The organism is Frigoribacterium sp. MCBA15_019, from assembly GCF_001864945.1.
Classification (GTDB): Bacteria; Actinomycetota; Actinomycetes; order Actinomycetales; family Microbacteriaceae; genus Frigoribacterium.
The window spans coordinates 67,840-79,855 of the sequence record NZ_MJGS01000022.1; the positions used below are offsets into that span (position 1 = coordinate 67,840).

At 70.9% G+C, this 12,016-nt stretch carries 10 protein-coding genes; 8 read left to right on the forward strand and 2 right to left on the reverse strand.

Going from position 1 to position 12,016, the window contains the following annotated elements:
- Positions 1-104: 104 nt before the first annotated feature.
- Both murJ and BIV04_RS17235 read right to left on the reverse strand, forming a co-directional pair.
- The gene (murJ, locus tag BIV04_RS15710) at positions 105-1,769 is read right to left on the reverse strand and encodes a murein biosynthesis integral membrane protein MurJ (protein WP_071257494.1); all 1,665 of its coding nucleotides are present in this window, start codon (positions 1,767-1,769) and stop codon (positions 105-107) included.
- Complete coding sequence (locus tag BIV04_RS17235) at positions 1,766-4,024, reverse strand: DUF6049 family protein (protein WP_071257495.1); 2,259 nt, start codon at positions 4,022-4,024, stop codon at positions 1,766-1,768. Before BIV04_RS17235 ends, murJ begins: the two co-directional genes overlap by 4 nt.
- 164 nt (positions 4,025-4,188) lie before the next feature.
- Here BIV04_RS17235 and BIV04_RS15720 point away from each other — a divergent pair, with 164 nt between their 5' ends.
- The 8 genes from BIV04_RS15720 (at position 4,189) to BIV04_RS15755 (ending at position 11,996) form a co-directional block, all read left to right on the forward strand.
- Positions 4,189-5,628 carry a CCA tRNA nucleotidyltransferase gene (locus BIV04_RS15720; protein WP_071257497.1) on the forward strand — a complete coding sequence of 480 codons (1,440 nt, stop codon included), beginning with the start codon at positions 4,189-4,191 and terminating at the stop codon, positions 5,626-5,628.
- Between the two features lie 192 nt (positions 5,629-5,820).
- Positions 5,821-6,252 (forward strand): 30S ribosomal protein S6, encoded by a 432-nt coding sequence (gene rpsF, locus BIV04_RS15725; RefSeq protein ID WP_071257498.1) that lies wholly within the window; start codon positions 5,821-5,823, stop codon positions 6,250-6,252.
- 4 nt (positions 6,253-6,256) lie between these two features.
- Positions 6,257-6,832, forward strand: coding sequence for a single-stranded DNA-binding protein (locus BIV04_RS15730; protein WP_043595325.1), 576 nt, complete (start codon positions 6,257-6,259; stop codon positions 6,830-6,832).
- Between the two features lie 50 nt (positions 6,833-6,882).
- On the forward strand, positions 6,883-7,143 hold the full coding sequence (rpsR, locus tag BIV04_RS15735; protein ID WP_043595327.1) for a 30S ribosomal protein S18: 261 nt from the start codon (positions 6,883-6,885) through the stop codon (positions 7,141-7,143).
- Positions 7,144-7,157: 14 nt separating this feature from the next.
- Complete coding sequence (gene rplI, locus BIV04_RS15740; protein WP_056058172.1) at positions 7,158-7,610, forward strand: 50S ribosomal protein L9; 453 nt, start codon at positions 7,158-7,160, stop codon at positions 7,608-7,610.
- 704 nt (positions 7,611-8,314) lie between these two features.
- Positions 8,315-9,472 (forward strand): LacI family DNA-binding transcriptional regulator, encoded by a 1,158-nt coding sequence (locus BIV04_RS15745; RefSeq protein WP_071257500.1) that lies wholly within the window; start codon positions 8,315-8,317, stop codon positions 9,470-9,472.
- Positions 9,473-9,475: 3 nt separating this feature from the next.
- Positions 9,476-10,993 carry a sugar ABC transporter ATP-binding protein gene (locus BIV04_RS15750; RefSeq protein WP_071257502.1) on the forward strand — a complete coding sequence of 506 codons (1,518 nt, stop codon included), beginning with the start codon at positions 9,476-9,478 and terminating at the stop codon, positions 10,991-10,993.
- Between the two features lie 31 nt (positions 10,994-11,024).
- On the forward strand, positions 11,025-11,996 hold the full coding sequence (locus BIV04_RS15755; RefSeq protein ID WP_043595333.1) for an ABC transporter permease: 972 nt from the start codon (positions 11,025-11,027) through the stop codon (positions 11,994-11,996).
- Positions 11,997-12,016 lie beyond the last annotated feature (20 nt).

Sequence of the window (12,016 nt, forward strand, 5' to 3'; positions counted from 1 at the left end):
GGCCTGGCAGTGCGACGCCTGGCCGCGCCTGGCCGTGGCTGGCCGTGCCTGGCCGGGCCGCGCCGGGCCGTGTCGGCAGTGCCCTGCTCGCCCGGCGGCGGCGGTCAGCGACGCAGGAGGCGCGAGACGGTCGGTGCGAGACGTGCGGTCACCGGCGTGGTCAGCACCCGCAGCTCGGGGATGCGCGCGAACCAGAGCAGTGCGCCGTAGACCAGGCCCATGACGGCCACGGCCACGACGACCGTCAGCACGCCCGGCACACGGCCGGATTGTGCGAAGCCGTCGGCGGAGAAACCACCCAGGACGGTCACGACGACGACGCCCACCGCCCCGGCGACGAGCGAGAAGACGAAGAACTGGACGTAGCGGCGCAGCACCCAGCGGCCGTCGATTCCGCCCAGCCGCTTCTTGACGACGACGAGCGCGACCACGGCCTGGCTGGAGCCCGCGATCGAGGTCGTGACGGCGATGGCCATCGCGATGTGCTCGGGCGACACCACGGCGGCCGAGACGGCGACGCCCGCGACGAAGATGCCCGACTGGACGAGCTGCAGGAAGAACGGCGTGCGCTGGTCGTGCATCGAGTAGAACACCCGCTGCACGATGAACAGCACGCTGAACAGGACGAGGCCGGGCATGTAGCCCAGGATCACCTCGGCCGTGCGGGTCGACCCGGCGAAGTCGACCTCGAAGAACCGGGCGAACGGATAGGCCACGACGCACATGGCGACCGCGGCGAACACCATGAACATGCCGATGGCCCGGAGCGACTGCGACATGTCGGTGCGGACGGCCCGCAGGTCGCCGCGCGAGGCGTGGCCGCTCATGCGCGTGAAGTAGGCGGTGCCGATCGACACGGCGATGATGCCGTGCGGCAGCATGAAGAGCAGCCAGGCGTTCGCGAGCACCGCGTTCGAGGCACCCACCTCGCTGCCCAGGGTGGCGACGCGGCTCTGCACCAGCCCGGCCAGCTGGGTGACGAGCACCATGCCGAACAGCCAGCCGGCGGCCTTGCCGGTGGCCCCGAGGCCGACGCCGCGCCAGCGGAAGTCGGGGCGGAAGGTCAGACCCGCGCGGCGCCAGAACAGCAGGAGGAACGCCGCCTGTGCCAGGACGCCCAGGGTGGCCGTGGCCGCGATGACGAAGATGCGGTCGCCGGTCCAGACGTCGACCGTCGAGTTCTCGACGGCTCCGCCGAACATGACCATGAAGACGACCAGGCCGGCGATGGACACGACGTTGTTGAGCACCGGCGCCCAGGTGAAGGGCCCGAACACCTGTCGGGCGTTGAGCACCTCGCTCAGCAGCGAGTACATGGCGTAGAAGAAGATCTGCGGCAGGCACCAGTACGCGAAGGCGGTTGCGAGGGCGAGTTGGTCCGAGGTGAACCCCGCCCCGCCGTCCGAGCTCTGTTGCGCGTAGAGCCGCACGAGCACGGGGGCGAGCAACGTGCCGGCCAGGCCCACGGCCGCGAAGACGATGGTGCCGAGGGTCACGATCTTGTTGATGAACCGCTGCCCGCCGTCGTCGGAGGTCGCCGCCCGCACAATCTGGGGCACGAGCACGGCGCTGAGCAGGCCACCCGCGATCAGCGCGTAGATGTTGTTCGGCAGCTGGTTCGCGAGGGCGAACGAGTCGGCCGCCCGGCTGGCCGACTGGCCGATCGCCGCGGCCAGCACGGCCGCCTTCACGAAGCCGAGGACGCGCGAGACCATCGTCCCGGACGCGAGGAGGATGCTGGCGCGACCGAGACCGCCCTGGTTGCTCACATGGACTCCTGGACGGGCGGCGTGGCGGCCGCATCGGGTGACGGTGCCGCACCGGCTGACGGGCCGTCGCCGGACGACCGGGCCTCGTCGCGCGCCCTGCGGCGCTTGCGGAAGGTGCGGTAGAGACCGCCGACGAACAGCGCGGCGAAGGCGACGCCGAAGATCCATGTGATGGCGGTCTCCCACCCGGCCTGCACCGAGAGCGGGACGTCGACCGGGGTGGCGATCGCCACGCCCGAGAGGCTGACCAGCTGGAGCTGCACCGAGACCGTCCCGTTGGCGACGGACTGCACGGGCACGCTGACCCGGGTCTGGGACTGCGGCTGGATCGTCACCTCGATGGGGCTGCGCTCGATCGAGAGGATGGAGTTCGACGGCGTCAGGTTCAACATCACCGTCGCGACCGAATCGGTCTTGTTCTCGAGGTAGAGAGGCAGGGCCGAGCGGTCGCCGAGGATGGAGATCGGCGAGCCCTGGACGACGGCCACGAGACCTGACGTCGCGGTCGCGTCGGCCACGGCCGAGGCGACCTCGGCGGGGAAGCCGTCGACGTTGTCGCGCCAGGCGTGCGAGGCCAGGGCCATCGTGCGTAGTCGGGCCGACTCGGTGACGAGCTGCGGCTCGGCGAGGGCGGTCGAGAAGTCGACGACCCTCTCGTCGGCGGACACCAGGTCGCGCAGCTGGTCGAGACGGGCGTCGCTCTCAGGACTGTCGACGACGGTCGCCGTCGACGGGGTGCTCGCCAGGGCGTCGGTCAGGGTGGCACCGCTGACCCACGGCAGGCCGTCGACGCTCTGGAGCGTGCGGGTGAGGAACTGACCGGTGGACGGCCACTCGCGCTCGAGCGTGGTCAGCAGGGTGCGGGCGTCGCTGGGCCGCTCGTAGGCGATGGTCGCGACGGTGGCGGAGAGCCGCGCCATCGTGGCCTGCCACTCGGCGAGGCTCGTCGCCTCGGCCGCCTGGGTGACCAGGTCGGACAGTGGGTCGTCCGAGACGACGGCCGGGACGTCACCGATCGTGACCGCGGCGTTCTCGGTCGAGTCGCCGTCGACGTCCACGTTGCTGCTCGAGACGATGGTGGACGTGTACGAGCCGCCGGCGAACGCGGTCAGGTCGGCGGACACGACGGACGACTCGCGCGGCCAGACGACGTCGCGCTGCGTCCAGGGGAAGTCGAGCAGTTGGGCGGTGGTGGGCAGGACCACGCCGTCGCCGGGCGTCTCGGCGGGCGACGGCTCGCCGGTCGGCTGGTCGGTGGCCCCGTCGCTCGGCAGGGCGGAGGGGTCGGATCCGGCGACGCCGGTGCCCGACCCCTCGTCCGTGCCCTGCTCCGGGGTCTCGGTGGGCGTGTCGGTCGGCGCGGGCATGTCCTCGAAGCGGTCGGGTTCGACCAGGGTGTCGAGCGAGGTCACGGCCGGGACGGTCGTCGCGCCGGCCTGTCGCAGCCCGGCGACGTCGGCGTCCGCGTATGCCAACGGGAACATGTCGTTCGGCAGGGCCTGCAGCTCGGCGAGCCAGTCGACGGCCGACTGCGGGGCCTCGGTGCCGAGCAGGCGGATCGACGCGATGATCATCGGATCGACGCCCAGGGTCGCGCCCGTGCCGGCCACGGCGTCGAGCTCGCGTCGCAGCACCCCGCCGTCCGAGGTATAGGCGGCGAGGGCGGAGGCGTCGAGGACGCCGGTCTCGCTCTCGGGTGTCGTGATCGGCACGGCGACCGCCACGCGGGTCGGCTGGAAGCTGTCGGCGGGGTACCAGACCACGCTGCTGCGGGTCTGCGCCACCTGGCTGCCCGACGAGTCGAGCACGCGGGCCCCGAGCGCACGCGCCCCGAAGGCGCGGCCGGTCAGGCCGAGGCGGTCGGCGGGCACGACGACGGTGTCGAGGGCGACGGACGACCCGGCGGCGACCGCCGGCACGTCGACCTCGACGAGCTGTCGCCCGAGGTAGTCGTCGCCCGAGACGTCGTCGGGGTCGAGCCACGAGGCGAGCTTGGACCGCGTGGTGAACGGTTCGCGGTCGAGGTAGACCCGGGCCGTGGTCGCCGCCAGGTCGGCGTCGCCGTCGTTCGTCACGGTGACCCCGAGGGTGAGGTCGTCGTCGGGTCGCAGCACACCGTCGGAGGCCGGCTCGACGGTCATCGTGATGCCGTCGCCGGTGGGGGCGGACGCCGCCCGGGCCGTGGTCGCCGGCAGCCCCGCCGACACGACGAACACCGCCAACAGGGCGGCGATCACGGCGAAGAAGAGTCTCATAGGCGTCAGGTGTCGACGGCGACAGGGGCCGTTCGAGCATGCCGAGTCTAGGCAACGCCGACCAAGAAGCAGCGGCGAAGCGCCTGCGAGGTGGGACGACGGGGTCGTGAGGCGCCGTCGGGGACTCAGCCCGCGCCTCCTCGGCTGTGGCAAGCTGTTTCGTCATGGACAGCGTCGCACGGGCCCTGCAGCGACTGGACGATCTGGCCGCCACCCCCCGCATCGAGAAGCTCGCCGCCGCGTTCGCCGCGGCCGGTCACGAGCTCGCCCTCGTCGGCGGTCCGGTGCGCGACGCCTTCATCGGCCGGCCGGTCAACGACCTCGACTTCACGACCGACGCCGACCCCGACCAGATCCTGGCGATCGTCGTCCCCCTGGCCGAGGCGCACTGGGACGTCGGCCGCGCGTTCGGCACGATCGCCGCCCGCGTCGACGGCGAGACCGTCGAGATCACCACGTACCGCAGCGACGTCTACGACGGCGAGACCCGCAAGCCCGTCGTCGAGTTCGGCGACACCCTCGAGGGCGACCTGGTCCGTCGCGACTTCACGGTCAACTCGATGGCGCTGCGTCTGCCCCAGCGCGTGCTCGTCGACCCGTCCGGCGGCGTCGACGACCTGCTGGAGGCGCGGCTCGCCACCCCGGGGACCGCGGTCGACTCGTTCCGTGACGACCCCCTGCGCATGATGCGGGCCGCCCGGTTCACGGCGCAGCTCGGCTTCACCGTGTCCGACGAGGTGCGCGAGGCGATGACCGCCCGGGCCGAGACCCTGTCGATCGTCTCGGTCGAGCGGGTCGCTGACGAGCTGTCGAAGCTGCTGAAGACCGAAACCCCCCGAGACGGTGTCCGGCTCTTGGTCGACACGGGGCTGGCCGACCACGTCATGCCCGAGCTCGCCGCCATGCGCCTCGAGATCGACGAACACCACCACCACAAGGACGTGTACGAGCACAGCCTCACCGTGCTCGACCAGGCCATCGGCTACGAGCGCGAACGGCACCCGGGCGAGGCGCCCGACCTCACCCTGCGCCTCGCGGCCCTGCTGCACGACTGCGGCAAGCCCGCCACGCGCCGCCTCGAGCCGGGCGGGGTCGTCACCTTCCACCACCACGACGTCGTCGGCGCCAAGCTCGCCAAGAAGCGGTTGAAGGCGCTGCGCTTCGACAACGACACGATCGCCGCCGTCTCCCGCCTGATCGAGTTGCACCTCCGGTTCTTCGGCTACACCGAGGGTGGCTGGACCGACTCGGCCGTGCGCCGGTACGTCCGCGACGCCGGTGACCAGCTCGAGCGGTTGCACATGCTGACCCGCGCCGACGTGACCACGCGCAACCGCCGCAAGGCCGACCGGCTCGGCTTCGCCTACGACGACCTCGAGGCCCGCATCGCCGAGCTGCGCGAACGCGAAGAGATCGACTCGCTGCGGCCCGACCTCGACGGCGACGAGATCCAACGCGTCCTCGGCATCGGCCCGAGCCGCGAGGTCGGCGAGGCCTACCGCTTCCTGCTCGAGCTGCGCACCGAAGAGGGGCCGCTGGGGGCCGAGGTCGCCACCGAGCGCCTGCTCGCCTGGTGGAACGCGCGCGAGGGTGCTGGGGCGTAACTCGTCCTGCGGGTGTCGGCCCGCGCCTCCTCGGCTCTCCAGGGCCGGTGGGCGCTGGGGCGGCATTGATTCAGGAGGCGCGCTCGGCTACGCTGGGAAGGTTGCGTCTGCCTCACGGCCGACGCCGCGACATGAATACCCTCCTGTCACAGACCGTCTGTGACCGTTAAGTCCGAAGGAGGTGGGTTAGTCATGCACCAGTACGAACTGATGGTCATCCTGGACCCCGAGATCGATGAGCGCACCGTCGCCCCGAGCTTGGACAAGTTCCTCAACGTCATCCGCAACGATGGCGGAACGATCGACAACGTGGACATCTGGGGACGTCGTCGCCTGGCCTACGAGATCAACAAGAAGACCGAGGGCATCTACGCCGTCGTCAACCTGACCTCGAACTCGGCCGCCACGGTCGAGCTCGACCGCCAGCTGGGTCTCTCCGAGGCCGTGCTGCGCACCAAGGTCCTGCGTGCCGAAGAGGCGATCGCCATGGTCGCCGCCGCCAAGAAGGTCAGCGACGAGAAGGCCGCCCGCAAGGCTGCCAACGCCGCTGCCGCTCCGGCTGCTGCGCCCGCCGCTTCGCCCGCTGCCCCGGCTGCTCCCGCCGCCGAGAAGGCTGCCGAGTAGTCCTATGGCTGGCGAGACCGTCATCACAGTGGTGGGAAACCTCACCAGTGACCCCGAGCTGCGCTACACGCAGAACGGGCTCGCGGTCGCGAACTTCACCATCGCATCGACCCCCCGCACGTTCGACCGCGCGTCGAACGAGTGGAAGGACGGTGAGGCGCTCTTCCTCCGTGCCAGCGTGTGGCGCGAGTTCGGCGAGCACGTGGCCAGCAGCCTCACCAAGGGCAGCCGGGTCATCGCTCAGGGCCGACTCAAGCAGCGCTCGTACGAGACCAAAGAGGGCGAGAAGCGCACCAGCATGGAGCTCGAGATCGACGAGATCGGCCCCTCGCTGCGTTACGCGACCGCTCAGGTGACGCGCGCCGCGTCCTCCCGCGACGGTGCTGCCGGTGGCGGCTCCTTCGGGGGCGGCAACGGCGGTGGCAACCGTGGTGGCCAGCCGGCTCAGGTCGGCGGCGGTCAGGCGCAAGAGCCGTGGGGTCAGCCCGCTGGCGGCCAGCAGGGTGGCAACACCTCTGGCGGCGACGTGTGGAACACCCCCGGTGGCAACGGCACCTACAACGACGAGACGCCCTTCTAGGCATCGCCGTTCCCTTTTAGTACTTCTTCATTCATCGAAAGTAGAAACCAATGGCTGGAAAGAGCAGCGGCGACCGCCGCAAGCCCCTCCGCGGCAAGGGCGGCAAGAACGCCGCTCCCGCGAAGTCGATCCGCGTCGGTGTCATCGACTACAAAGACGTCGCGACCCTGCGCAAGTTCATCTCGGAGCGTGGAAAGATCCGCGCCCGTCGCATCACCGGCGTCTCCGTCCAGGAGCAGCGCCTCATCGCCCGTGCCGTGAAGAACGCCCGTGAGATGGCGCTCCTCCCCTACGCCGGCTCCGGCCGCTGATCGGAAGGACCACCATGTCGAAGGTAATCCTGACCCACGAGGTCTCCGGCCTCGGTTCCGCCGGTGACGTCGTCGACGTCAAGAACGGCTACGCCCGCAACTACCTGGTGCCCCAGGGCTTCGCCGTGGCGTGGAGCCGCGGTGGCGAGAAGCAGGTCGCTCAGATCCGTACGGCCCGCGAGACCCGCGAGCTCAAGACGATCGAAGAGGCCCACGACCTCAAGCAGCGCCTCGAGGCCCAGAAGATCCGTCTCACGGTGAAGACCGGTGCCGACGGCCGTCTGTTCGGCTCGGTCCGTCCGGGCGACGTCGCCGACGCCGTGACCGCCCAGGGCGTCGCGACGATCGACAAGCGCAAGGTCGAGATCCCCTCGGCCATCAAGGTGACGGGTGAGCACGAAGCCACCCTCCGCCTGCGCGAGGACGTCATCGCGACGATCACGCTGACGGTCGTCTCGGCCAAGTAGCACCCCGGGTGCTCCGGCACCCCGGCGCCTCGGCGCCTGCTGTACGCGAGAGCGGCGGTCCCCTTCGGGGGGCCGCCGCTCTTCTGCGTGCCGGGGGCGGGACGCTCTCGAACCCTGTTCCGTGCGATGAACCACGAAGCTGCGTGGTTCATCGCACGGAACGGGGTTCATGGGCTGGCTTGCTGGCTGGCCTGGCAGGGCGGGCTGGCAGGGCTGGCAGGGCTGGCAGGGCGGGGACGAGGAGGCGCGGGGCGGCTGGGGCGGGCACCGCGCCTCCTCGTCGGCTCATCGGGGCGTCCCGTGTCGCGATGAACCCGGTTTCGACCGATGCACCCAGTTGGTAACGGGTGTTCGGTTCGAAACCGGGTTCTTCGGTGGGGGTAGGGAGCGGAGGGCCGGTGAGGGGACGAGGACGCGGGGCGGGGCGGGGGGACCAAACGGGGCGGGGACGAGGAGGCGCGGGGCGGCTGGGGCGGGCACCGCGCCTCCTCGTCGGGGCGTCCCGTGTCGGGATGAACCCGGTTTCGATCGATGCATCCAGTTGCAACCGGGTGTTCGGTTCGAAACCGGGTTCATGGGCGCAGGCGGGCTGGCGTTGACAGGAGGGGGCGGCTCGTCTACTGTCGTGGAATCGGTTCCATGGAATCGATTCCACGCAGAGGACGCACCCTGCGACCCGCACCACTACGACGAGGTAGAGCCCGATGAACACCGTGACGATCAGGGACGTGGCGCAGCGCGCCGGCGTCTCGGCCGCGACGGCATCGCGCGTCCTGTCGGGCAACCCGGCCACCTCCGCCGAGTCGAGGGCCCAGGTCGAGCAGGCCGTGCGCGAGCTCGACTTCCGCCCCAACGCCCAGGCCCGGGCCCTGCGCTCGACCCGCTCCGACACCGTCGGCCTGCTCGTGTCGGACGTCCGCAACCCGTTCTTCGCCGACCTCGCCCACACCATCGAGCAGTCGCTGCTCGAGCTCGGCTATGTCACCCTCCTCGGCAACGCCAACGAGAACCGCGAGCAGCAGGACCGCTACCTCGACACCCTCATCTCGCGCCGCGTCGACGGCGTCATCGTCGCGCCTCAGGGCACCGACTCGGCCAGCATCGACTCGCTGCTCGCCCGCGAGGTGCCGACGGTGTTCGTCGACCGCACGATCCCCGGCGTCGACGTGCCGAGCGTGACGACCGACAGCGTCCCCGGCATCCGCGCCGCCGTGCAGCACCTGGTCGACCTCGGCCACGAGCGCGTCGGGTACGTCGCGGGCCCGCAGAGCGTGTCCACCGGGCGCGAGCGACTCGAGGCGTGGACCGCCGCGGCCGCCGAGCTGGGCCTCAGCACCGACCCCGACCTGGTCTACGTCGGTGACTTCCAGTCCGCCAGCGGGTCGGCGGCCGTTCACGCCCTGTTCGAGCTCGACGAGCCGCCGACGGCGCTGCTCGCCGCCGACAGCCTCATGGCCGTCGGTGCGATCGCCATGCTCAACCGACTCGGCATGCGCATGGGCACCGACGTCTCGGTCATCGCGTTCGACGACATCGAGTGGTTCTCGCTGCTCGACCCGGCCCTCACCGTCATCGCGCACAGCGTCGAGGAGATGGGCCGCATCGCCGTCCAGCTGCTGCACGAGGTCATCGACGGGCGCACGCCCGACTCCGTCGTGCTGCCCAGCGAACTGATCGTGCGCGAGTCGACGACCCGCGCCTCCGGCGGGACGTCAGGAGGCGCGGGTCGCGGATCCGCGGCCGTCACCTCGGCGACGCGCGAGACCGACGCGACCCGCGCCTCCTCGTCCCCCGGCTCGGCGGCGCGTGTGCCGGCCGAGCGCCCCGACCCGACCCACCCCCGAACCCCCGGCAGGAACTGACCCATGCCCCACTCGATCGACGACGATCGCCCCCTGCTCACGCTCGAGAACGTCAGCAAGTCGTTCGGCCCCGTGCGGGTCATCGACGACGTCACCGTGCACGTCCGGCCCGGCCGCGTGCAGGTGCTGCTCGGTGAGAACGGCGCCGGCAAGTCCACCCTGATCAAGATGATGTCGGGCGTGTACCAGCCCGACGCCGGCCGCGTGCTGGTCGACGGCGAGGCCGTCCACCTGCCGAACACGCACGCCGCCGAGAAGCTCGGCATCGCGACGATCCACCAAGAGCTGAACCTCGTCGCGTCGCTCAGCGTCGCCGAGAACGTGATGATGGGGCGATTCCCGACCCGGTTCGGCCTGGTCGACCGCCGCGAACTGAAGAAACGCGCCCGCGCCGCCCTCGACCTGATCGGGCTCGACGTCGACGTCGACCAGAAGGTCGGCGAGCTCGGCATCGCTCGCCAGCAGCTGGTCGAGATCGCGAAGGCGCTGAGCATCGACGCGCGCATCCTGATCCTCGACGAGCCGACCGCGGCGCTGACCCGGCACGAGACCGAGATCCTCTTCCGTGTCGTCGAGCAGCTCCGCGCCCGCGGCGTCGGCATGCTGTTCATCAGCCACCACCTCGACGAGATCGCCGAGATCGGTGACACCGTGGCCGTCCTTCGCGACGGTGCGTTCGTCGCCGAGGTGCCCGCGTCGACCGAGGAGGACGAGCTCGTCCGCCTGATGGTCGGCCGCGACATCGCGCACCAGTACCCGCGCACCCCCGGCAGCGAGAGCGACTCCCCCGTCGTCCTGCAGGTCGAGGGCCTGACGTCGAAGACCTTCCGCGACGTGTCGTTCGAGGTGCGGGCGGGCGAGGTGCTCGGCATCGCCGGGCTCGTCGGCGCCGGTCGCACCGAGGTCGTCCGCGCGATCGCCGGGGTCGACAAGTACGACTCGGGCTCCGTGACCGTGCGCGGCAAGCGCCTCAAGAAGGGCGACGTCGCCGGGGCCATCGCCGCGGGCGTCGGCCACGTGCCGGAAGACCGGAAGGCGCAGGGGCTCGTGCTGGGCGCCTCCGTCAACGACAACCTCGGCTACGCGACGCTCGCCAGCAGCGCGAAGGCCGGCCTGGTCGACTTCGCCGGTCAGCGCGCGAAGGCCGACGAGGTCGCCTCGACCCTGCGAATCCGCATGCGCGACATCGATCAAGAGATCGGCTCGCTGTCCGGCGGCAACCAGCAGAAGGCCGTGTTCGGTCGCTGGATCATCGCCGGCTCGACGGTGCTGCTGCTCGACGAGCCGACCCGCGGCGTCGACGTCGGCGCGAAGGTCGAGATCTACGAGCTGGTGAACCGGATCACCGACGCAGGAGGCGCGGTCGTGATGGTCAGCAGCGAACTGCCCGAGGTGATGGGCATGAGCGACCGCATCCTCGTGATGCGCGACGGAGTCGTCGCCGGCGAGGTCGCCGCGGCCGACGCCACCCAAGACACCCTGATGACGCTCGCGGCACGCGACGTCCCCCTGACGAACTGACCCGAGAAGCACGGACCCGAGGACGACACCCATGACCACCACCACCGTGAAGGCGCAGCGACGCTCCTTCGACATCAAGACCTTCCTGGCCGCGAACGGAGCCCTCGTCGGGCTCGTCGTGCTCTGCCTGGCCCTGTTCATCGCGACGCCGGACTTCCTGACCGGCCGCAACCTGCTGAACATCGGCATCCAGGTGTCCACCGTCGCCGTGCTGGCGTTCGGCATGACCTTCGTCATCGTCGCGGGCGGCATCGACCTCTCGGTCGGTTCGGTCGCCGCGCTGTCGGCGATGGTCTCGGGCTGGTTCTTCGCCACGGCGGGGCTGCCGGGCGGCCTGGCGCTCGCCCTCGGGCTCGGCACGGGCCTCGTGGCCGGCCTGGTCAACGGGTTCGCCAGCGCGTACGGCAAGCTGCCGTCGTTCATCGCGACGCTCGCCATGCTCAGCGTGGCGCGCGGCCTGACCCTGGTGGTCTCGGACGGTCGCCCGATCGCGACTCCCCCGGCGGTGTCGTTCCTCGGTGGCAACATCGGGCCGGTGCCCGTGCCGATCATCGTGCTCGTGCTGGCGGCGATCGTCGCGTCGTTCATCCTCAACCGCACCGTCATCGGCCGCTCGATGTACGCCGTCGGCGGCAACGCCGAGGCCGCGCGCCTCTCGGGCCTGCCGGTCAAGCGCATCGTCGTCACCGTCTTCGGCCTGGCCGGGCTGTTCGCGGCCCTCGCCGGCCTGCTGCTCGCCGGTCGGCTCGACTCGGCCCAGCCGCAGGCGGCCTCGGGCTACGAGCTCGACGCCATCGCCGCGGTCGTCATCGGCGGCGCGAGCCTGGCCGGCGGCGTCGGCCGCATCTCGGGCACCATCATCGGCGCCCTGGTGCTCGTCGTCATCCGTAACGGCCTCAACCTGCTGAACGTCACGTCGTTCTGGCAGCAGGTCGTCATCGGCCTCGTCATCGCCCTCGCCGTGGGCGTCGACGTGCTGCGGCGCAAGACGCGCAGCAGCTGACCTTTTCCACCCAACCCAAC